Genomic DNA, 22,524 nt, shown 5'->3' with positions numbered 1-22,524 from the left:
CACCGGTTCCGGCCGTCGGGAAGTCAAGGTCGTGCCGTCAATCGCAAGATCGGTTCCCCGGCCGCGTCACCCGCGGGATCGCCGACGACCACCGAGAATTGCGGCGAATCGATCACCAATCCCGCCGCCGATGCACGCACCTCGACCGTAAAAGGGACATCGCCCTGCGGCCCGTACCGCACGGCGAAAACCGACGAGCCCGGCGCCGACACCAGCGGCGACGGCGTGCCCGTCTTCGTGCTCAACACGCTGTCCTGGACGCGCGCCGCGATCACCTCGGTGACCGTGACCTCGGCGGCCACCGGCGTGCGGGTGGCCGACCCGGACGGCCGTCCGGTCCCCGCCGTCACCGACTCGGTCGTGCGCAACCCCGACGGCTCCCTGGAAGAAATCACGCTGACCTTCCTCGCCACGGCGGTGCCCGCACTCGGCTACCGGGTCTACCGGGTGCTCGACGCAGCGGACGTCCCACCCGGGTGGACCGAGAAGCCGGGCCCGCTCACGATCGAGAACGACGTCTTCGCGGTCGAAGCCGACTCGGCGCGCGGGGGCGCCCTCAAGCGCGTCCGGGACCGGCGAAGCGGCCGGGACCTGCTGAAGGACGGCGGGCTCGCCGCCGGGCTGGTGGTCCAGGACGAGCACGCCGAGCACCCGGTCTGGGGCGAAGGCCCGTGGCACCTGCTGCCGAAGGGACCCGGCCACGGCTCGGGCGCGGCGGAAGTCGTCGTCGAGACCAGCCCGGTGGGGGAGCGGCTCGTCGCGACGACGGCACTGGACGACCTGCGGATCACCCAGCGCACGACGCTGTGGCGCGGAGTGTCCCGAGTGGACGTGCACACCGACGTCGACGGGTCGCTCGGGCAGGACCGGCTGCTGCGGGCCCGCTTCGACTTCGCCGTGCCCGGCGCGTTGCCGGTGGCGGAGGTCGGGTTCGGCGCGATCGGCCGGTCGTTCGGCTTCCCGGACGTCGACGCGGCCGAACACCTCTGGACGCTCGACACGCCGGCCCACACCTGGGCCGGGCTGTCGGCGACCGCCCGCGTCGCGCTCGTCCGCGACGACGGCACGCGGACCGCGCACGCCATCGGTGTCGCCGAAGTGGTCGAGCCGCTCACGTCCGGGCTCGAGGTCCGGGCGCTGGTCGCGGCCCTGGCCGCAAAGGGCGTGACGGCGACCTGCACCCGCCCCGGCGGCCCGCGCTACGGCGCCCTCGACGCCGATTCGAACCTGCCCGACGTCCGGTTCGTCGTCGGCGCGGACAACCCCTGTGCCGCCGAAGTCCTCGCCTCCGCCGACCCCGGTTACCGGGACGCTCTGAAACGGCACGGCCGGGTGTTCGTCCCGGCCACCCGGACCCGGCGCGAAGCCTGGGTGCCCGACGCCGACCTGCGCGGCCTCCGCGACCTGCCGGTGGTGATCATCGACGACGTCAAGGCGGCCATCGCCGAACTGCGTGCGGCGGCCGCCCTCGACGTGCGGGTGCCCGACGGGCTGGCCGGGACGGCCGAACCCGCCGACAGCTACTCCGTCGCGGTCGTCAACCACGGCACGCCCGGATTCGTCGTCGACCCGGGCGGCACGCTGCACCTGTCGCTGATGCGCTCGTGCAGCGGCTGGCCCAGCGGCGGGTGGATCGACGGCGAGCGCCGGACCGCACCCGACGGCTCGAGTTTCGCCTGGCAGCACTGGACCCACACGTTCGGCTTCTCGATCGTCGCCGGAGACGGGGACTGGCGGGACGCCGGCTTCCCGCGGCACGCGCAGGAAGCCGCCCATCCGCTCCGGACCCGTCCGGTGCCGGCCACCGAAGGCGCGTTGCCGCCCGCGCTGAGCTTGATCACGGTCGAACCCGCCGAAGTCGTGCTGACCGCGGCAAAACCGGCGGGCAACCCGCTGGCGTCGGGCTCGGTGATCCCGCCCGCGGACGCGATCACGCTGCGGGTGTACGAATCGACCGGGTCCGCGGCCACGGCGGCCATCGCGCTGCACGGCGGGATCCGCTCGGCCTGGCGCACCGATCTGCTCGAAGAACGCGGCGAGCCGGTCGACGTCGACGCCGGACGCGCGCGCGTCGAACTGGGCGCCGCGGACGTGGCCACCGTGCGGCTGGAACCCGTCATGCGGATGGGAACCGGGCAGGAAATCGCCACGGAACCCGTGCAGCCGTTCCCCACGCGGTACTGGCTGCACAACGAAGGCCCGGCGCCGGCCGGCAACCTGCCGGTGAGCGTGCACGTGACGCCGACCCGGCTGAACCTCGGCGACGGACCGGCCCGCTTGGACGTCACCGTGAGCTGCAGCGGGCGCCCGGCCCGCGGGCGCGTCGAGTTCGCCCTGCCGCCGGGGTGGCGCACGGAAGGGGAGCCGGACTTCGAATACGACCTCGCGCCGGGGGGTCACGCGAAAGCCACGGTCGAAGTGCGGGGGCCGGACACACCCGGCCGGTACCTGCTCGCCGCCCGGATCACCGACGACCGCGGGCACCTCCTCGAGGACACGGCCGAAATCCTCGTCGGGCCCCCACCACCCCGCGACGACCTCGTCGCGGTCGGCTTCACGGGCGCGGTCGTCGTGCGACCGGGCGGGTGCGCCGAGCTGCCGGTGTCGCTGGAAAACCTGGCCCAGAGCGAGATCCGGGGCGCGGTCGCGGCGATCAGCCCGTTCGGCACCTGGGGCACCGACGTGACGATCGGCCCGCGGCTGCAGCCCTTCCGGCTCGCTGCCGGCGAAACGGCGACGGTGCCGGTCACCGTCCGGGCGAGTCACCGCGCCCGGCCGGGCGCGCACTGGTGGGTGCTGGTCCGCGTGGCCGCCCACGAACGGCTCGTCTACAGCCCCGCCGTCGAAGTCCGGATCGAGTGAATTCGTCGAATTCGCAGGAGCTCCGCAAAAGATCAGGTTACTGACGGGCGAATTACTCCGGACGCTGCTTGACCCGGATCTCCCCGGCGCTGATCATTCCCGCAGCGATTCCCCGCGCGCATTTCCCGCGCGCCTTCCCAGGAGAACCCATTGAGCCTCGCGCCCTTGGACCGGCGGGCCTTCCTGCGCCTGTCCGCGCTCGTCCCTGCCGTCGCCGTCCTGCCCACCGTGCTCAGCGTGCCCGCCTGGGCGGAGGCGACGACGGCCTTCGTCGACTCCTACCGCACGAACATCCCGGCCAACCACACCGCGGAAACCAACGCGGCGGTGCGGATCCTGAGCGGGATGCAGCGGGTCTGGCGCACCGGGTCCACTTGGGACAGTGGGGTCGTGCTCGACGCCGCACTGCTGCGCGCGAACGTCCGGCACTGCGTCGCCGTCACCCGCGCCCGGACCGGCGCCGAAGCCAAGCGCTCCTTCGTCTACGACCGCCAGCACCAGTCCTACGCCGCCATCGGCGGCCTGGGCCCCCTCGCGGACCTCTACCGCCGTGGCGCCAAGGCGGTCACCAGCATCACCAGCGCCCCGGACGGCACGCCGCCGGCGAAGATCGACGACGCCGTCCCGGCGGACGCCCCGGCGGGCTCGGCGCTCGGCGCCGGTTCGCACGACTCGGAACTGGGCCTGGTGGCCACCCTCGTGGACACCGTCCGCGGCACCTGGGCCTCGGGCAACCCGAGCAAGGCCGCCTACCAGTACCCGCGGCCGTGGCGGATGACCGCCGACAGCCGGGTCGAGGACACCGGCCGGGTCGACGCGCTCGGCTTCCCGGTCTACCGGTCCGACGTGGTCGTCGCGCCGCAGCTGCTGCGCCAGCGCAGCACGACCCCGGCCGAGGACGGCGGCTTCCCCAGCGGCCACACCAACGCGTTCCACCTCGCCTGCCTCGCGCTGGCCTACGCGGTCCCGGAACGGTTCCAGGAGCTGGTGGCGCGGGCCTACGACCTGGCCGACACGCGGATCGTCGCCGGGATGCACTCGCCGGTGGACGTGATCGGCGGCCGCACCCTGGCCACCGCGCTCACCGCCGCGACCCTCGCGGACCCGGAGAACGCGGCGCTCAAGGCGGCGGCCCGTGAGCAGGCGCTGAAGTACTTCACCGCGAAGACCGGTACAACCCCCGACACGCTCTTCGCCCGGGCGCACACCGGCGCCGACGAGTACGGCGACCGCCGCGCCAACGCCGCGATGGTCGCCCGCCGGGCCACCTACGGCCTGCCGGACCGCGGGGCCCGCACCGCGATGCGCGTCCCGAAGGGCGCCGAGGTGCTCCTCGAAACCCGCCTGCCGTACTTGGACGCGGCGCAGCGGCGGGAAGTCCTGCGCACGACGGCGTTCCCGGGCGGCAACCCGCTGCTCGACGGCCCGGAGCTGTGGGGACGGCTGAACCTCTTCGCCGCGGCCGACGGCTTCGGCGCGTTCGACACGGGCGTCCGCGTCACGATGGACGCCACCCGCGGCGGGTTTTCCGCGAACGACAGCTGGCGCAACGACATCGGCGGTGACGGCGGGCTCGTCAAGGCGGGCACCGGGACGCTGACGCTGGCCGGGGCCAACCACTACCGCGGCGGCACCCGCGTCGAGGCGGGCACGCTGGTCGCGGCGACGGCCGGCGCACTCGGCACCGGCACCGTCGAACTGGCCGGCGGGGTGCTGCGCGCGGCCGGCCTCCGGATCGGCGCCTACCACCAGACCGGCGGCACGCTGTCCGCCGCCGCCGGGCCGGCGCTGGTCGTGCGCGGCGAGGCCACCCTCGACCGCGGCAGCGTCCTGGAGCTGCGGATCGACGGCTCCTGCCCGGGGCACGAAGTCGACGTGCTGTGCGCGCGGCGGCTGCGTGGCCGGTTCGCCGCCGTCCGCGCCGACCGCCCGGGGTACCGGGTGGTCCCGCGCTACACCTCCACCGGTTTGTCCGTCCGAATCCAGCGGGAGTTCTCGTGAGAAAACGCATCGCCGCGGTGGCACTCGCCGTCATGGTGTCCACAGTGGTCAGTCCGGCGGCCGCGCGGGCCGCCGACGGCGGCAGCTTCTCGGTGCTGGCCTACAACGTCGCCGGCCTGCCCGAGAGCATCTCGAGCGCGCCGACCCCGCGTGACCCCGCCACGACGGCGATCGGGCAGCGGCTCGGCCCCTACGACGTCGTGCACGTCGAGGAGGACTTCAACTACCACGCGAAGCTCTACGCGGCCGACCAGCACCCGTACCGCACGCCGACCAGCGGTGGCGCGGGGATCGGCAGCGGGCTGAACACGCTGTCCTCGCTGCCGTACGACGCCGACGACTTCGAGCGCGTCCGCTGGACGTCCTGCCAGCTCGACTCCGGCGACTGCCTGACCCCGAAGGGCTTCACCTTCATGCGGGTGCGGCTGGCCGAAGGCGTGTACGTCGACTTCTACAACGCGCACACCAACGCCGGGACGAACGACGGCGACGAAGCCTCGCGCGCGTCCAACCTGGCGCAGCTGACCGCGTTCATCCGGTCGCACTCGGCGGGCAACGCGGTGGTCGTCATGGGCGACACCAACACGCGCTACACCCGCGCGGCCGACACGATCGCGCAGTTCGGCGCGGACAACGGCCTCACCGACGCGTGGGTCAAGCTCGTGCGCGGAGGTGTCGCGCCGGCTCCGGGCAGCCCCGACCTCGTGTGCGACAAGCAGGCGCCCACCAACGACTGCGAGGTCGTCGACAAGGTGCTCTACCGCAGCAGCAAACTCGTCTCGCTCGATGCGACCTTCTACAACAACGAGCACTCGAAGTTCCTGTACACCGACGGCAACATGCTGTCCGACCACGACCCGATCACCGTGCGCTTCAGCTGGCAGCGCAACCCCGCGCTGCAGCTGTCGGACCAGTTCGGCGGCCCGCACGGCGACTACTTCACCGACGTCCCGGCGGTGCCCGCGAACGCCCGGGTGCGGACCTGGTCGCTGCGCAGCGGCAACCGCGTCGACCAGGTCGGCGTGACCCTGGAGAACGGCACCACGCTGACCCACGGCGGCACCGGCGGCACGGCGGCGTCGCTCACGCTCGGCACCGGCGAGTACGTCACGACGGCGACCCTCTGCCAGGGCAAGTACAGCAACACGACCCGGATCTTCTCGGCCCGGTTCACCACCAACCTCGGCCGCGTCCTCGCCGGCGGCTCGACGACCGGCGACTGCGTCACCCGCACGGCCCCGGACGGCTGGCAGCTCGCCGGCTTCCACGGCCGCACCGGTGCCGAGGTCGACAAGGTGGGCTTCGTCTACACGCAGCGGTAGTCGCCGGCGAGCCCCCGAGGCGCCCCGCGGTCCGGAGCAGGTTCCGGACGGCGGGGCGTCACGCTGTTCAGCAGCTCTTCGGCGACGGCCATGGTGGGCCGGGCCGCGGGGTCCGGGTGCAGCAGCCGCAGCACGGCTTCGGCGAGCGGGTGCCGGACCAGGCCGAGATCGCCGCCCAGCGCGGCGTAGAGGGTGGCGCCCAGGGAGTACACCTCCGCCGGGAAGTCGGGGAAGCCGCCGTCGAGCACCTCGGGGGCGAGGTAGCTGCGCAGCGGGCTCCCGCCGCCCACGATCGCGGCGCGACCCTGGGCGGAGACGACGACGTGGTCGGGATCGACGGCGGCGTGCAGCACGCCTTCGTCGTGCGCGGCGGCCAGCTGGGCGGCCAGCTGAAGCCCGAACCGGGCGACCAGCCCGGCGGCGAGCGGACCGTGCTCGCCGAGCAGTTCGGTCAGCGTCCGCGCCCCCGGGTACTCGAGCACGAGGTAGGTGGTGCTGTCCTCGTCGACGACGTCACAGATGGCCGCCCGCGGCGCGGGGATGGCAGGCACCGCGGGCGGCTCGTCGAACAGCGGTTTGACGGCGACGATCCGGTCGAGCCGTTCGTCCTGGGCGTGCCAGACCACGGTGCCCGCCCCGGCCGGGCCGAGCAGGCGGTACCGGTCACCGATCAGTGTTCCTTCGCTCGCCACGTCGCTGTCCCTCCGCGTCGTCCACCGTCCTACCGGGAGATACGGCCGGAACGCGAATCCGGTTCGCTTGATCGACTCGATTCCCCGTTCGTGACAAAACAACGGCCGGTCACTGCGGCTTTTTCGACAACTTGTTCACCCCGGCGGGGGAGACCGGCCCGAGCGCGGGTGGGCGGTTGCCCGGCCAGGCTCGGGCCGGTTGGGGACGCCCACTTCCGGCGGGTCGGCGCGAAAGGCACGACCCCAGCCGACCCGGCCGAGCCCGGCCCGGCGGCTGCGCTGCCGCCCGGCCGGGCTCGGGTCCCGGTGCCTACCTCCGCTTGAGCGGCGGCACGCTCCCCAGCGTCGGCACCACCTTGGCGATCGTCCCGTCCGGGCCGAACCGCAGGCGGTCGATCGTCACCTCGCGGTGCGTTCCGTCGCCGCCCGGGATCGCGAAGCGGTGGTAGGCGATGTACCACTCGTCCTTGCCCGGGACCTGGACGATGCTGTGGTGCCCGGGGCCCAGGATCCCCAGCGACGGGTCCTTCTCCAGGATCACGCCCCGGTTCACCAGCCCCGCACCCAGCGGGCTCGTCGCCGTCGCGTAGCCGACGCGGTAGTTCTCGCTGCCCGTGTCGTCGATGGACCACGTGAGGTGGTACATGCCCGCGCGCTTGGTCATGAACAGCCCCTCGCGGAAGGTGTCGAGGCCGGTCAAGCGGGTGATCTTCGCCGGGTCGTACGACGTCAGGTCGGCGTTCAGCGGCACCACGTAGGCGTTGCCGTTGCCCCAGTACAGGTACGTCTGCCCGTCGTCGTCGGTGAACACCGCCGGGTCGATCGCCTGGCCACCCGCCGGGTTCGCCGCGATCAGGGGCTTGCCCAGTGCGTCGGTGAACGGCCCGGTCGGTGAAGCGGACACCGCGACGCCGATCTTGGCGTCCGCGCAGAAGTAGAAGTAGTACTTCCCGTTCTTCTCGGTGATCGTCGGCGCCCACGCCCGGCTGTCCGCCCAGGACACGTCCGGGCCGAGGTCGAGGATCTTCGGGTGCCGCGTCCAGGTGACCAGGTCCCTGCTCGACCACGCGTCGAACGTCGTCCCCGACCAGCCCGGGTAGCCGTCGGTCGTGGCGTAGATGTAGTACGTGTCGCCGAAGCGGACGATGTTCGGGTCGGCGTTGAAGCCGGGCAGGACCGGGCTGTTCATCACCACTGCGGTGACCGTCCACGTCCGCCGCTGCCGGCCGGCGCCGACGACCGAGTAGCCCACCGGGCCGGTGAAGTCCTGCCGCGAACCGTTGTGGGGGAACACCTGTGTGCCGTCGGCGACCTGCAGCACCGGCGCCAGCCGCCGCACGTCCGTGCCCGGCTTCACCGGCAGGACGATCGTGCCCTTCGCGCTGTCGACGATCGCCGGCACCCGCAGGGCATCGAGCGTCACCGAGCCGACGGCCGTCTCGTTGCCCGGCGCGCCGAGCACCTCCTTGGCCGTCAGGCCGCGGTTCCACACGGTGAACCGCCGCATCTTGCCCTGGAAGTACTCGTCCGCACCGTAGGCCGACCGCCCCAGGTAGTTCGATGTCGTGATGCCCGCGCCGAGGTCGCCGGGCTTCGCCGTGACACCGTCCACATGGGCCACTTCGACGCCGTTGTCGTACAGCCGCGCGGTTCCGTTCGCCAGGGTGTACGTCAGCGTGTGCCAGGCGCCGCGGGACAGCGCCCGCTTGCTGTCGGCGTTCTGCTCGGTCGACCAGTTGCCCGCGGCGATCGCGGCCCGGTAGGTGTCCCCGGTCGCGAACAGGTAGCCGTCCCCGGCGTTGTCCGTGCTGTTGCCCAGGTTCCACAGGAAGTACGGCGTCTGCTGGCCCGGATCGACCCACACCTGCGCCGACACCGTGATCCCGCTCAGGCCGCTCATCAGGTTGTTCGGCAGGGCGACGTAACCGTCCTTGCCCGCGAAGGCGAGCCCGTCCGCCGAGCGCGTGACACCGCCGTGCACCGTGGCGTCCCGCCCGTTCCCCGAGACGTCGGTGACGGTGTCGCCCCGGCCCGCCGCGGTGAGGTCGTAGTCGGCGACGACGCCCTTCTTGTCGGCCGTCACCGGCGGCGGCCCCTGCCGCAGCCGGGCCAGCTCGGCCTTGGTCACCGGCAGCACCGTGCCGTGGCGCGGGCTCTTCGGGAGCTGGTACTCCGCCGGGATCGTCCAGTTCGGCTTCGCCAGCGAATCGGTGACGAACGGGACGTACCCGCGCCGCGGCGTCTCGTCCATGAACGCGTAGACCTTGGTGCTGTCGTTCGCCTTGAACACCGTCGGGCCTTCCACCCAGTCGGTGCCGAGCTTGGTGCGGATGCAGTCGGAGACCAGCTCCCAGTTGCGCGGCTTGGTCGTCGGCAGGTCCACCGCACGCAGGTTCTTCGACCGCTCGAGCACGATGTCCCGTTCGCAGGACCCGATGACCTTGCCGTCGGTGGTGAGGCGGTAGTAGTAGTCGCCGTCCTTGAGCACGGTGGAGTCGATGACGCCCTCACCGGGGTCGTTCCACACCTGCGGCTTGCTGAACGTCCGGAAGTCCCGCGTGGTGGCGTACATCATCCGCGGGTACGTCGAGCCGGTGTGGTCGACGTCGGTGGGGGCGTAGGGGCTGGTGGCCCAGTAGACGACGTAGGCGCCGATCGCCGGGTCGTAGGTGGCCTCGGGCGCCCACGTCATGCCGGCCGTGTCGTCGGAAACCCGGACGTGCCGCTGGTTCGACCAGGTGACCAGGTCGGTCGACTCCCAGATCTCCAGGTACTGGCTGCCGTGGCGCTGCGCCTGGTCCCAGCCGCGGCCGTCGTTGATCTGCAGGTCGGTGGCGACGATGTAGAACCGGTCGCCTTCGGGGGAGCGGACGATGAACGGGTCGCGGACACCGGTTTCGCCGTAGTTCGAGCGCAGGACGGGCTTGCCGCCGTTGAGCTCGTCCCAGTGCAGCGGGTCGTTGCCGCGGCTGGCCGCGAAGTGGATCTGCTCGGTGTCCTGCGTCGCCTCGCCGGTGAAGTAGGCGAACATGTACCCCTCCAGCGCTTCCTTCTTCGGCAGCGGCAGGACGGTGAGCGTGAAGGAGCGTTCGGCCGTCGCGTGGCCCTTCGCCGCGCGGACCGTGAGCCGCGCCTTGGCCGGCCGCGCACCGGTCGCGGGCCGGGTGACCTCGCCGGTGGCGGTGACGACGCGGGGGTCCTGGCTGCGCCAGGTCAGCGTGACGTCGCGGGCGCCCTTGACCGGCAGCGTGATGTTGCCGCGGATCGCGTCCTGGTCCGGGATGACGAGGTCCTCGAGCGCGTTGTCGACCTTCTGCCGGTCGGTGATGTCCTGCAGCACGGTGACGGTGAAAGAGCGGCTCGCGCTCTGGCCGGCGTAGGAGACGGCCGCGGTCAAGGTCACCTTCGCGTTGCCGGCGCCGGGCGCGGGCCGCGTCACCACGCCCGCCGGGGACACCACGGCCGGGTTGCTCGACGTCCAGGCGATCGCCGAGCCGCCTGCGCCGGACTTGGGCAGCGTGAGGTTGTCCGTGACGGCCGAGGTGTCGCCGAGGTCGAGGGCGGCCGCGTCGGCCGTCGCCCGCCCGGCGGCGGTGCGCTCGCCGAGGGCACGGGCCTCGTCGGCGGTCACCGCGCGGTCGTAGACGCGGAAGTCGCGGACGTTCCCCTTGAGGTACTTGTCGGCGTCGTAGACCGACCGGCCCAGGTAGTCGGCGGTCGTGGTGCCGCCGCCGATCGAACCGGGCGTGATCGTGATGCCGGTGGTGCGGGCGACCTCGATCCCGTCCTCGTACAGGACCGCGGTCCCGCCGCCGAGGGCGTAGGTGATCGTGCGCCAGCTGCCGCGGGAGAGGTTGCGGCCCGCGCTCGCGTTCTGTTCGGTGGACCAGTTGCCGGAGGCGATCGAGCCGCGGAAGGCGTCACCGGTGGTGAACAGGTAGCCGTTCCCGGCGCCGCCGCTCGTGTTGCCGAGGCCCCACAGGAAGTACGGCGTGCCCTGGTCGGCCGCGATGTTCACCTGAACCGAAACCGTGATGTCCGTGAGACCCCGCATGAGGTTGTCGGGCAGGCGCACGTGCCCGTTGGTGCCACCCAGGCGCAGGCCTTCGTCACCTTGCCACGTGGCGTCACCGCTGACGCTCGCGGTGCGGCCGTGGCCCGAGGCGTCGGGCACCGTCGTGCCGGAGCCGCCGGTGAGGTCGTAGCGGACGACCAGACCGTCGTCCAGGGTTGCCGCGTGGCCGGACGTGGCCCACACGGTCGTGGACGCCGCGGCGATGGCGAGGGTGGCGAGGATCGCGGTCAGCGGGCGGGGCCGCCGGGAGAACTTCGGCGACGACGGCGTCGCCGAGAGTCGAACGGGCATACCGGCTCTCCAGGAAGTGGGCGCCGACGGCGCGGGAAGAAGGACCTCGCGCGGGGAGGGGTCCGGAGCCGCAACCTGGCTGCCGGGCGCGAAGTGAGCGCTAACATAGCTCCCGATCCGCACGGGGTCAATCGACTGTTTTGCCTGGTGGCGTCGAACCTCCCGCCGATCGGACCCTTGACACCTTGTGGCGCGGGTCACTTACACTACGACCGCTTGTTAGCGCTAACAATTTCTGCTGTGCCCGGCACTCGACGACGAGATGGGGACGAGACCATGATCAGTCGGCGTGGACTGATGGCGGGCACGGCGGGCGCCGTGGTCGCCGGCGTGCTCGGCAGCAGGGCCTCCGCCCAGGCCGCCTCCGGCGCCTACGTCATGGCGTACTTCACCGAGTCGCCGTCCATGACCGGCGCCGGCTACGGGCTGCACCTGGCGGTCAGCGCGGACGGCCTCGACTGGATGCCGCTCAACCAGAACAACCCCGTCGTGACGCCGACCGCCGGCACCGGCGGGCTGCGCGACCCCTTCGTGCTGCGCAAGCAGGACGGCCGGTTCGTCGTGCTGGCGACCGACCTCAAGGGCACCGACTGGTCGCTGCAGAACCAGTACGTGCACGTCTGGGATTCCGCCGACCTGCGCGGGTTCAGCGGGTACCGCCGGATCAAGCTGCACTCGATGGCCACGCACAGCTGGGCACCCGAGGCGTTCTGGGACCCTTCGCGCAGCCAGTACGCGATCATCTACTCGGCGGCCTCCGGCGGCCACGACGTCATCATGGTCAACTACACCACCGACTTCGTGACGGTCAGTGCCCCGCAGGTGTTCTTCGACCCCGGCCACGCCACGATCGACGGGACGATGGCCTCGATCGGCGGCGTCAACTACCTGTACGTCAAGAACAACACGAACAGCACCCTGGTCGGCCAGCGTTCCGGAGCACTGGCGCCGGGCGGTTTCACCACGTACAAGACCGGAATATCCCCCGGGCGGGGGGTGGAAGCGCCGCAGATCGTCCCGGCGCCGTCGGGGAGCCGCTGGTACCTCTGGGGCGACACCTGGAGCCCCAACGGCCGGTTCTTCTGCTGGGAGACCACCGATGTCGCCGCCGGGACCTGGACACTGCTGAACGATCGCGCCTACACCCAGCCGCTGAACTCCAAGCACCCCGGGATCACGCCGATCACGGCCGCCGAACGGTCCGCCCTCGTCGCGCAGTGGGGCGCCCCGGCGTGGCGGCGGCTCAAGTCCTACAACTTCCCGGACCGCTACGTCCGGCACGCCGACTCCGTGGGCCGCATCGACGCCTACCCGTTCGACCCGTACGCCGACCAGCTGTGGAAGCTGGTGCCCGGTTTGGCGGACGCGACCGGCGTCTCGTTCGAGTCCGTCAACTACCCGGGCCGGTACCTGCGGCACTACAACTACGAGCTGCGCCTCGCCGCCGACGACGGTTCCGCGAACTTCAAGGCGGACGCCACCTTCCACCAGACGGCCGGGCTCGCCGACGCGAGCTGGGCGTCCTTCCGTTCGCACAACTACCCCGACCGTTACCTCCGGCACCACGACTACGTGCTGCGGATCGACCCCCTGGGCAGCACGTCCTCCACTGTGGACAAGCAGGACGCGACTTTCCGCGTCGGCTACTGAACCGCTTCCGAAGGAGCCGCCATGCTACGACGACGTGGCCCGGTTTTGTCCTTGTTCGTGCTCGCCGCCCTGCTGCTCGGCGCGCCCGGTGCGCACGCCGCGCCGGTGACGGTGACCAGCGGGAGCCAGCTCACCGACACCTCCGGCGCCCTGGTGCACGCGCACGGCGGCGGGATGCTCAAGGTGGGGGCGTACTACTACTGGTTCGGCGAGAACCGCAACGCCGACGACACCTTCCGGGCCGTCTCGGCCTACCGCTCGACCGACCTGAAGACCTGGGAGTTCCGGGGCGACGTGCTGACGCAGTCGTCGGCGGCGGAACTGGGCCGGGCCAAGATCGAGCGGCCGAAGGTGATCTACAACAGCTCGACCGGCCAGTACGTGATGTGGATGCACAAGGAGAACGGCGACGACTACGCCGAAGCCCGCGCCGCTGTGGCCACTTCGTCGTCGGTCGACGGCAATTACAGCTACCGCGGCAGCTTCCGGCCGCTCGGTGCCCACATGTCGCGGGACATCACGCTGTTCAAGGACGACGACGGCACCGCGTACATGGCGTCGGCGGCCCGTGAGAACGCCGATCTCAACGTATACCGGCTCACCGCCGACTACACCGGTGTCTCGGCGCTGGTGCAGACGTTGTGGCCCGGCTCGTACCGCGAAGCGCCGGCGATGTTCAAGCGCAACGGCGTCTACTTCCTGCTCACTTCGGGCGCCACGGGCTGGCAGCCGAACCAGCAGAAGTACGCCACGGCCACGAGCGTCACGGGCACCTGGAGCGGCTTGGCCAACGTCGGGGACTCCACCGGTTTCGGCAGCCAGACCGCGTACGTCCTGCCCGTGCAGGGCTCGCAGGCGACTTCGTACCTCTACCTGGGTGACCGCTGGGCGGGCGCCTGGCAGCGTCCGGTCAACGAGTCCCGGTACGTCTGGCTGCCGCTCGGTTTTCCCAGCAGCAAGACGATGTCGCTGAGCTGGTACCCGAAGGTGAGCGTCGACACCGCGACCGGCGTGGTCGCCGGGGCCGGCTCCGGCAGCGCGTACGAGACGATGGTGGCGCGCCACAGCGGAAAGTGCGCCGACATCCCGAGTTCGTCCCGGACCGACGGCGTGGCGCTGACGCAGTACACCTGCAACAACGGCGCGAACCAGCAGTGGAGCGTGCTCGACCTCGGCGACGGATACGTCAACCTGATCGCCCGGCACAGCGGGAAGTGCCTCGGCATCGCGGGCGGTTCGACGGCGGACGGCGCGGCGGCGGTGCAAACGACGTGCACTGCAGGCACGAACCAGCAGTGGCAGGCCCAAGCCGTCAGTGGCGGGTACACCCGGTGGGTGGCGCGCCACAGCGGGAAGTGCCTGGACGTCGTTTCCGCGTCCACGGCCGACGGTGCCGCGGTGAAGCAGTACCCGTGCACCGGCGTGACGAACCAGCAATGGCAGCGGAAGGCGGCCTGAACGGCTCCGTTCGGCCCTTGACGACCGGGTGGCGGCTCGCTAGCTTTTGCGAAACTCCTTCATGTTTGGGGCCGCCATCATGCGCATGCTCGTGGCTTTGCTCACCGCCGTGGCGCTGACTTCCGGCGTCGTCGCTTCCGCTGTCGCCGAAGACGTTCCTGCCCACCGGCTGACCGTGCGCGGCTCGGCGTTCGTCGACGAGTACGGCCGCGAAGTGGTCTTGCGCGGCTTCAACGTCTCGGGCGAGGTGAAGCTGGCGGAAAACGGTTTCCTGCCGTTCGCCACCGCGGCCGACGCGCGTCGCTCGGCCCAGGCGATGAAAGCGCTCACCGGCGCGAACGCCGTGCGGATCCCGATCGCCTGGGCCGGGACGCAGCCGGTGCGGGGGCCGGTGAACACGCAGTACCTGGCGAAGCTGACCGAGCAGATGAAGGCGTTCCTGGACGAAGGTTTCACCGTCCTGCCCGACTTCCACCAGGACCTGTTCTCCCGCTACCTGTTCAACCGCGGCAGCTGGTACACCGGCGACGGCGCGCCGAAGTGGGTCGTCGACCTCGGCGGCTACCCGGCGGAGAGCTGTGGCATCTGCGCCCACTGGGGCCAGAACATCACCCAGAACGGCGCGGTCCAGGACGCCACGAAGGACTTCTGGCACAACGCCCGCGGCGTCCAGGACGAGTTCGTCGGCATGGCCGGCCAGACGATGACGTACTTGCGGACGAACCTGAGTGCCGCGCAGTTCGCGGGCATCGCGGGCATGGACCCGTACAACGAGCCGTTCGCCGGGCGGTACGACTCCGGCCAGGACAGCAAGGCGTGGGAGCAGAACGTCCTGTGGCCGTTCTTCAAGCGGTTCCGCGACGCGATGGATGCCGCCGGCTGGCAGGACAAGCCCGCGTTCGTCGAGCCGAACATGTTCTGGAACGCCAACATCTCCTTCCAGCTCCACCCCGGCGGCTTCCAGGACACCGGCGTCATGGGCCCGCGGTACGTGTTCAACACGCACTTCTACGACCAGCTCGCCCAGTCCGGCGTGTTCATGCCGGGCAAAGCGGGTGACGGCCAGTACAGCGGCGCCTTCGGCACGGTCCGGGACCGCGCGGCCGCGCTCGGCACGACGGCGATCGTCACCGAGTTCGGCCACCCGATGACCGGGTACACCTCGGACAAGACCCCGACCGTGGACAAGGCGATGTACCAGGCCCTGGACTCGCGGGTGCCCGGCGCGAACTGGTGGCGCAGGCCGGCGGACTCGGGCCCGGTGCTGTCGGCGACGCAGTGGCAGTGGGACATCTACAGCGGCCGCCACCACGAGCTGATGAACGACAACCCGGACAAGGTCAAGACGGACGGCGACGCCTGGAACGGCGAGGACTTCTCCTCGGCTCGTACGGCAGACGACGGAACGGTCCAGCTCCGCCAGGACGCCCGGCTCCTCGACCGCCTCTACCCGGCCGCGGTGGCGGGCCACACGCTGGCGTTCACCTACGAGGACCGCTCGCGAGATGGCAGCCGGACGCTGACGTGGAACCAGATCCCGTCGACGTTGCCGGCCACGGCGGCACTGACCGGCGCGGGCCGCTACGGCGTCCTGGTGTGGCAGGGAACCGACGCGGGCGCGCCGACCGAGCTGCACGTCCCGGCGGGGATGACGCCGACGGTGGTCACCGACGTGGCCTCGCCGACCCGGGTGGGCGACCGCCTGCGCCTCCCGGCGACACCGGGCCTGCACTACGCCCTGATCGCGGAACCGGCGTCGGCGCCGACCGCGGCCCAGGTGGCGGCGGTCCGGGCGGAGCTGGCGGCCTGGGCGCCGACGGCGGTCCGCTAGCCATGCCGGCGCCTACCCGGCCAGCATGGCGACCATGCCGTGCGGGGCGTCGTCGCCGAACATGAGTGCGTAGACGTCCTCGTCCGCCGCTTCCGCGGCCGCGCGCGTGAACATGGCCTGCTCGTATTCGGCCAGCGCCGTCTCGACGTCGTCGTGGGCGGCGAGGGCCCGGCCGAGTTCGGCGCCGTCCAGCATGGCCAGGTTCGCGCCTTCGCCGTTCGGGGGCATCAGGTGGGCCGCGTCGCCGAGCAGCGTCACGCCCGGCACGCGGTCCCAGCGGTGCCCGGCCGGCAGGGTGTGGAGGCGGCGCAGCACCGGCGGGACATCGCTTTCGGTGATCAGGGCGGTCAGTTCGGGCGCCCAGCCGGCGAACTCCTCGGCCGCCCCCGCCGTCACGGCCTCGGCGTCGGCCCCGGCGAGCCAGTCCTGCGGCTTGAACAGCTGCGCGTACGTGTGCAGTGTGCCGCCGCCTTCGCGGTGCGCGACGATCCCCTTGCCCGGCGCGAGCGCGTAGAGCGCCCCCGCCCCGACGACCTTCGCCGCGGCGGGGTGCCGGACGTCGCCGTCGAGGAGAAAGGTCTCGACGACCGACACGCCGACGTACTCCGGGACTGCGTCGGAAAGCAGCGGACGGACTTTCGACCACGCGCCGTCCGCCCCGACCAGCAGGCTCGTGGTGAAAGCGCTTCCGTCGGCCAGGCGGACTTCGTGGCGGCCGTCGCCGATGGCCCGCGCGCCGGCGACCTTGTGTCCCCAGTGGACGGTGCCGGGTGGCAGCGCGTCGAGCAGTAGCTGCCGCAGTTCGCCGCGCTGGACTTCGGGCCGTTCGCCGGTGCCGTCGTCGGGCCGGTCGAGCAGCACGGTGCCGTGGCGGTCGACGACGCGGGAGGACTCGCGGCCCGGCAGGACGAGCTCCCGGAAGCCGTCGGTCAGCCCGGCGGCCTCCAGCGCGGGCTGGCCGTTCCAGGGGTGGATGTCGAGCATCCCGCCCTGGCGGCGCGCGGACGGTGAAACTTCGGCCTCGTACACCTCGGCCGGGATGCCGTGCCGGTGCAGGACGCTGGCCAGGACGAGCCCGCCGAGGCCGGCGCCGATGATCGTGACAGTCATGGTTACCTCCGATTGGATTGCCGTTCCAATCGCCAGGCTAGCACGGGTTTGGATCGGCGTTCCAATCATGCGATGATCGACCCATGGCGAAACGGCGCACGGACGGGCTGTCCAAGGAAGTGATCGTGCAGGCGGCGGCCGCGATCCTGGACGACGGCGGCGAAGCCGCGCTGACCTTCCGCGCGCTCACCGCCCGTCTCTCGACCGGTTACGGCGCGATCTACCACCACGTCGCCAACAAGAGCGACCTCCTGGCCGCGGCGACCGACGCCGTCATCGCGCGTGTGATGGGTGACGCCGTGGTCGACGGCGAGCCGCGGGAGGCGCTGCGCACGGTTTCGCTCGGCCTGTTCGACGCGATCGACGCCCACCCGTGGGTCGGCGCCCAGCTGTCCCGCGAGCCGTGGCGGCCGGCGCTCCTGCAGGTCTACGAGCGCATCGGCGGGCTGCTCGTCGCGCTCGAAGTGCCCGAACGGGCGTTGTTCGACGCCGCGGGCGCGCTCGTCAACTACGTGCTCGGCGTCGCCGGGCAGAACGCCGCCAACGCCCGGCTCCTCGCCGCCGACCAGGGGGACCGCTCGGCGTTCCTCGCCACCGTGTCGGCGAAGTGGGCCTCGCTCGACCCGGGCGAGTACCCCTTCGTGCACCGGGCCGCGACCCAGCTGCGGGAGCACGACGACCGCGAGCAGTTCCTCGCGGGCGTCGACCTCTTCCTGGCCGGGATCGCGACCCTGCGCGGGTAGGGCCTACGCGCGGCCGATGCCCGCCGCGATGCCGTCGAGCAGGAAGTCCAGGCCGATCCGGAAGGTCTGGTCGGCGTCGAGGTGGGCGGCGTCGCGGACGACCGTCTCCAGCGCGGGGAAGCGGCCGGTGGCGAACATCCGCACCAGGTAGGGCCCGTGGGTGCGCTGCCACTGCCGCTGGTCCAGCCCGCTGGCGCGCTCGGCCCGCCGCTCGGCGATCTCCCGGCGGACCGCGCCGATCACGTAGGCGTCGACGGCGGCGGCCATCGGCATGACGGCGTCGACGTCGACCCCGTCCAGTGCGGCCAGCACCGCTTCGCCGCGGGCCAGCGCGTTCGGGCCGAGCTGGGGCCGGCCGCCGATCAGGTCGGCGAACCACTCGTGCCGGTGCGCGGCCTGCCGGGTGGCCTCGGCCACCGACGTCAGCACCGCCCGCCAGCCGTCCCCGGCCGGCCGGATCTCGCCGTGGACGGCGTCGACCATCAGGTCGAGCAGCTCGTCCTTGGTGTCGATGTAGCCGTAGAGCCGCATCGGCCCGACGTCCAGCGCGCCGGCGATCTTGCGCAGCGACACGGCTTCGAGGCCGGCTTCGTCGGCCAGTTCGACCGCGGTCCGGACGATCAGGTCCCGGCTCAGCGGAGCCGGCGCCGGTCGGTTCGCCGGCTCCGGCCGTTCCCACACCAACATGGGGGTGACAGTACAGCGCCCGCCGCGATACAGTGTATCGAGACGTACGGCGTATCGGAGGGGAGTCATGACCATCGCGATCGTGGGAGCCGGCATGGGCGGCCTGGCGCTCGCCCGCGTGTTGCACGTGCACGGCGTCGAGGCCGTCGTGTACGAACGCGATGCGGCGCGTGACGCCCGCCACCAGGGCGGCATGCTCGACATCCATTCCGGCCAGCGGGCGCTGCGCGAAGCGGGCCTGCTCGAGAAGTTCCTGTCCGTGGCCCGCGGGGAGGGGCAGGACATGCGCCTCCTGGAACCGGACGGCACGCTGCTGCTGCAGGAGGACACCCCGGACGACGCGCCACCCGTGCGGCCGGAGATCGACCGCACGGACCTGCGCAACCTCCTGCTCGACGCCCTCCCGCCGGGGATGGTCCGGTGGGGTCGCGCGTACGACCACGCGGAAGACGGTGTCGTGCATTTCGCGGACGGCACGAGTGCGGACTACGACCTGCTGGTGGGCGCGGACGGCGCGAACTCCCGCGTGAGGGCGTTGCTGACCGACGCCCGCCCGGTGCACCTCGGCCAGAACGCGGTCGAGCTGGCCATCCCGGACATCGACCGCACCTATCCGGACTTGGCGGCGATGGTCGGCCGAGGCAATTACTGGGTGTTCGGCGAGGGGAAATCCCTGTCGGCCCAACGCAACGGCGACGGCTGCGTCCGCATCGGCGTCAGCTTCTACAACACGGGTGAAGACTGGTTCGCGGAGAGCGGCATCCGCTTCGACGACCCACCGGCGGTCCGGGCGCGCTTGATCGAGCTCCTGGCCGGGTGGGACCCCCGCATCACGGCCCTGATCGCCGCAGCCTCCGACGACACGGTGGCCCCCCGCCCCCTCGCCAGCCTCCCGGTCGGCTTGACGTGGCCATCGAACCCGAGCGTGACCCTCGTCGGCGACGCGGCGCACCTGATGCCCCCGGTGGGCGAGGGGGCGAACATGGCCCTCCTGGACGGCGCAGTCCTGGGGCTGGCGCTGGCGGAGCACCCGGACGATGTCCCCACGGCGGTGGCGGAGTACGAGCGGGAGATGTTCGACCGCACCAGCGCGGCGGCCCGCATGTCGGCGGACATGCAGGAGCTCCTGATGTCCCCGGACGCCGGCCGGCGGTTGCTCGAGTTCTTCCAGCCGGGGTGAGGGGCGCCCATGCCCGCCGAGCCGACCTCGCCCGGGGTTCCGGTTCAGCCGAGCCGGTCCGGTTCAGCCGAGCCCAAGGCGCACACTTGCCGAACGCAGCCCAACCGAGTCCGCGCCGTCCGGCCCAGCCGAGCCCAACCCGGCCTGGCCCGCCCGGTCGAGGCCAAACGGACCCGCCCGGCCCACCCCCGCCCGTCCGCCAAACCGAGCCCGGTCCCGCCCACCTCGAGTCCGCGCTGCCCGGCCCAGCCGAGCTCAAACCGACCCGGCCCGCCCGGTCGAGCCCAACCGAAGCCCGCCCGGGCCACCCCGCCCGGGCCACCCCGCCCGCCCGTCAAACGCAGCCCGGCCCCGCCCAACCCAAGTCCGCGCCGCCCGGCCCAGACCGCCCAGCCGAGCCCGGTCCGCCAGCCGAGCCCGACCCGGCCCGCCAAACCCAAACCCAACCCCACCCAACCCAACCCGGCCCGGCCGGGCCCGGCCCGGCCCGCCCAGCCGAGCCCGACCCGGCCCGGCCCGGTTGGGCCGCGCGGCGAACAGCACGCCGCTGCCCGGTACCTCCGCACACGAGACCCGGCCGCCCCGTCCGCGCGACCCAGGGCACCGCGGAACCGCAGGCGGCGGCCGGTCTACCCTGGAGGCCGATGACCGAGAACCAGGCACCCAGGGCGTACCAGATCCGCACCTTCGGCTGCCAGATGAACGTGCACGACTCCGAGCGCCTCGCCGGGCAGCTCGAGGACGCGGGCTACGTGCCGGCCACCGCCGGGGCCAAGCCTGACCTGATCGTGTTCAACACCTGCGCCGTGCGGGAAAACGCGGACAACAAGCTGTACGGCACCCTCGGGCACCTGCGCCCGGACAAGGTCGCCAACCCCGAGCTGCAGATCGCCGTCGGCGGGTGTCTCGCCCAGAAGGACCGCGGGGAGATCGTCAAGCGGGCGCCGTGGGTCGACGTCGTGTTCGGGACGCACAACATCGGGTCGCTGCCCACGCTGCTCGAACGCGCCCGGCACAACGCCGAGGCCGAGGTCGAGATCCTCGAATCGCTCGAAACCTTCCCCTCGACGCTGCCCGCGCGGCGGGAGTCGTCCTACGCGAGCTGGGTGTCCGTTTCGGTCGGCTGCAACAACACCTGCACCTTCTGCATCGTCCCGGCCCTGCGCGGCAAGGAACGCGACCGGCGGCCCGGCGAGATCCTCGCCGAGGTCGAGGCGCTCGTCGCGGAGGGCGTGCTCGAGGTCACTTTGCTCGGCCAGAACGTCAACTCCTACGGCGTCGAATTCGGCGACAGGCTGGCGTTCGGCAAGCTGCTGCGCGCCTGCGGGACCGTCGACGGCCTCGAGCGCGTCCGGTTCACCTCGCCGCACCCGGCGGCGTTCACCTCCGACGTCATCGACGCCATGGCCGCGACCCCGAACGTCTGCCACCAGCTGCACATGCCGCTGCAGTCCGGCTCCGACCGGGTGCTGCGCGAAATGAAGCGCTCCTACCGCTCGGCGCGTTTCCTGAACATCCTCGACGAGGTCCGCGCGGCCATGCCGGACGCCGCGATCACCACCGACATCATCGTCGGCTTCCCCGGCGAGACCGAGGAGGACTTCCAGGCGACCCTGGACGTCGTGGCGCAGGCCCGCTTCTCCAGCGCGTTCACCTTCCAGTACTCGAAGCGCCCCGGCACGCCGGCCGCGACGATGGCGGGCCAGCTGCCCAAGGAGGTCGTGCAGGAGCGCTACGACCGGCTGGTCGAGCTGCAGAACGCGATCTCCTGGGAAGAGAACAAGAAGATCGTCGGCCGCACGGTCGAGCTGCTGGTCGCCGCGGGCGAGGGCCGCAAGGACGCCGAGACGCAGCGGATGAGCGGCCGCGCCCGCGACGGGCGCCTGGTGCACTTCACGCCGACCGGCGCCCACGTCGACCGCGCGGTCCGCCCGGGCGACGTCGTCGAGACGGTCGTCACCTACGGCGCCCCGCACCACCTGGTGGCCGACGGCGACCTGCTGTCCCACCGGCGGACGCGGGCGGGCGACAACGCGGAGGCCGGGCTGCGGCCGAAGACGAGCGGTGTCACGCTGGGCCTGCCGGGCTTCGGTGCCCCGGCCGCCCAGCCCGAACCGGTGAGTGGGTGTGCGCTGTGACCGAGTCGCGAGGCAACGGCGAGCTGGCCGAGCTGGCGGCCGAGATCGACGAAGCGGGTGCGCGGGCGTCCCGCACGGTGGAGCTGGGCCGCCGCGGGTTCACCATCGCGGTGTTCACCTTCGTGCTCCTGATCTGCCAGATCCTCCCGTGGGTCGGCGACCACGCGGGCTGGCAGGTGCTGGCCGGCGAGGGCGGCGGCATCCCGCAGCTGTTCGCGGCGACGTCGACGGGGGTCGGCATCCTGGCTTCGGCGCTGGCCCTGGTGACGCGCCGCTGGTGGCTGTCCTGGGTCTGCGCGGCGGGCGGCTGGTTCGCCTCGGTGGACGGGCTGCTGGCCATCTGGTCCCAGCAGTCGTCCCACGCGCCGGGCTCCGCGGGCGGCGGCCCGGGGATCGGCATGGTGATCGCCTGGATCGCGATGATCTGCCTGGCGGTCTCCTGGATGCGCACGGCGTTCTCGCGCACCTGAGCACCGGTGGGGAC

The 22,524-nt window shown here is 72.1% G+C and carries 15 protein-coding genes; 10 read left to right on the top strand and 5 right to left on the bottom strand.

What is annotated here, in order from left to right:
- Window positions 1-23 precede the first annotated feature (23 nt).
- Window positions 24-302 (bottom strand): hypothetical protein, encoded by a 279-nt coding sequence (locus tag ACWEF6_RS31410; protein WP_449686258.1) that lies wholly within the window; start codon window positions 300-302, stop codon window positions 24-26.
- On the opposite strand from ACWEF6_RS31410, the gene ACWEF6_RS31405 reads away from it, so the two are divergent.
- The 3 genes from ACWEF6_RS31405 (at window position 280) to ACWEF6_RS31395 (ending at window position 6,185) form a co-directional block, all read left to right on the top strand.
- Window positions 280-2,862, top strand: coding sequence for an NEW3 domain-containing protein (locus ACWEF6_RS31405; RefSeq protein ID WP_449686257.1), 2,583 nt, complete (start codon window positions 280-282; stop codon window positions 2,860-2,862). The genes ACWEF6_RS31410 and ACWEF6_RS31405 overlap by 23 nt on opposite strands.
- A 150-nt stretch (window positions 2,863-3,012) precedes the next feature.
- Window positions 3,013-4,863 carry an autotransporter-associated beta strand repeat-containing protein gene (locus ACWEF6_RS31400; protein WP_449686256.1) on the top strand — a complete coding sequence of 617 codons (1,851 nt, stop codon included), beginning with the start codon at window positions 3,013-3,015 and terminating at the stop codon, window positions 4,861-4,863.
- A complete protein-coding gene (locus tag ACWEF6_RS31395; protein ID WP_449686255.1) occupies window positions 4,860-6,185 on the top strand; it encodes a jacalin-like lectin in 1,326 nt (441 codons plus the stop codon). Before ACWEF6_RS31400 ends, ACWEF6_RS31395 begins: the two co-directional genes overlap by 4 nt.
- Here ACWEF6_RS31395 and ACWEF6_RS31390 read toward each other — a convergent pair.
- Complete coding sequence (locus tag ACWEF6_RS31390; RefSeq protein ID WP_449686254.1) at window positions 6,170-6,877, bottom strand: protein kinase domain-containing protein; 708 nt, start codon at window positions 6,875-6,877, stop codon at window positions 6,170-6,172. The two genes, ACWEF6_RS31395 and ACWEF6_RS31390, sit on opposite strands and share 16 nt — an antisense overlap.
- A 310-nt stretch (window positions 6,878-7,187) precedes the next feature.
- Complete coding sequence (locus ACWEF6_RS31385; protein ID WP_449686253.1) at window positions 7,188-11,243, bottom strand: family 43 glycosylhydrolase; 4,056 nt, start codon at window positions 11,241-11,243, stop codon at window positions 7,188-7,190.
- A 276-nt stretch (window positions 11,244-11,519) separates the two neighbouring features.
- Here ACWEF6_RS31385 and ACWEF6_RS31380 point away from each other — a divergent pair, with 276 nt between their 5' ends.
- The 3 genes from ACWEF6_RS31380 (at window position 11,520) to ACWEF6_RS31370 (ending at window position 16,182) form a co-directional block, all read left to right on the top strand.
- Window positions 11,520-12,893, top strand: coding sequence for a glycoside hydrolase family 43 protein (locus ACWEF6_RS31380; RefSeq protein WP_449686252.1), 1,374 nt, complete (start codon window positions 11,520-11,522; stop codon window positions 12,891-12,893).
- Between the two features lie 21 nt (window positions 12,894-12,914).
- Complete coding sequence (locus ACWEF6_RS31375; protein WP_449686251.1) at window positions 12,915-14,351, top strand: RICIN domain-containing protein; 1,437 nt, start codon at window positions 12,915-12,917, stop codon at window positions 14,349-14,351.
- A gap of 79 nt (window positions 14,352-14,430) precedes the next feature.
- The gene (locus ACWEF6_RS31370) at window positions 14,431-16,182 is read left to right on the top strand and encodes a cellulase family glycosylhydrolase (RefSeq protein ID WP_449686250.1); all 1,752 of its coding nucleotides are present in this window, start codon (window positions 14,431-14,433) and stop codon (window positions 16,180-16,182) included.
- Between the two features lie 12 nt (window positions 16,183-16,194).
- Here the strand turns inward: ACWEF6_RS31370 and ACWEF6_RS31365 are convergent, their stop codons facing one another.
- Window positions 16,195-17,292, bottom strand: a complete 1,098-nt coding sequence (locus tag ACWEF6_RS31365) for an FAD-dependent oxidoreductase (protein ID WP_449686249.1) — start codon at window positions 17,290-17,292, stop codon at window positions 16,195-16,197.
- An 83-nt stretch (window positions 17,293-17,375) separates the two neighbouring features.
- Between ACWEF6_RS31365 and ACWEF6_RS31360 the strand changes: the two genes are divergently transcribed.
- Window positions 17,376-18,035, top strand: coding sequence for a TetR/AcrR family transcriptional regulator (locus ACWEF6_RS31360; RefSeq protein WP_449686248.1), 660 nt, complete (start codon window positions 17,376-17,378; stop codon window positions 18,033-18,035).
- A 3-nt stretch (window positions 18,036-18,038) separates the two neighbouring features.
- Here ACWEF6_RS31360 and ACWEF6_RS31355 read toward each other — a convergent pair whose 3' ends face one another.
- Complete coding sequence (locus ACWEF6_RS31355) at window positions 18,039-18,722, bottom strand: TetR/AcrR family transcriptional regulator (protein WP_449686247.1); 684 nt, start codon at window positions 18,720-18,722, stop codon at window positions 18,039-18,041.
- Window positions 18,723-18,789: 67 nt separating this feature from the next.
- Here ACWEF6_RS31355 and ACWEF6_RS31350 point away from each other — a divergent pair, with 67 nt between their 5' ends.
- From ACWEF6_RS31350 to ACWEF6_RS31340, 3 genes are all read left to right on the top strand, one after another.
- On the top strand, window positions 18,790-19,902 hold the full coding sequence (locus ACWEF6_RS31350) for an FAD-dependent oxidoreductase (RefSeq protein ID WP_449686246.1): 1,113 nt from the start codon (window positions 18,790-18,792) through the stop codon (window positions 19,900-19,902).
- Between the two features lie 644 nt (window positions 19,903-20,546).
- On the top strand, window positions 20,547-22,040 hold the full coding sequence (gene miaB / locus ACWEF6_RS31345; RefSeq protein ID WP_449686245.1) for a tRNA (N6-isopentenyl adenosine(37)-C2)-methylthiotransferase MiaB: 1,494 nt from the start codon (window positions 20,547-20,549) through the stop codon (window positions 22,038-22,040).
- Window positions 22,037-22,510, top strand: a complete 474-nt coding sequence (locus tag ACWEF6_RS31340; protein ID WP_449686244.1) for an Rv2732c family membrane protein — start codon at window positions 22,037-22,039, stop codon at window positions 22,508-22,510. The genes miaB and ACWEF6_RS31340 overlap by 4 nt, the downstream gene beginning before the upstream one ends.
- Window positions 22,511-22,524: the final 14 nt, after the last annotated feature.

The sequence above is a fragment of the Amycolatopsis sp. NPDC004772 genome (genome assembly GCF_053601215.1).
The sequence above is the reverse complement of the archived record's forward strand: the minus strand, read 5'-3'. Positions and strand labels throughout refer to the sequence as shown.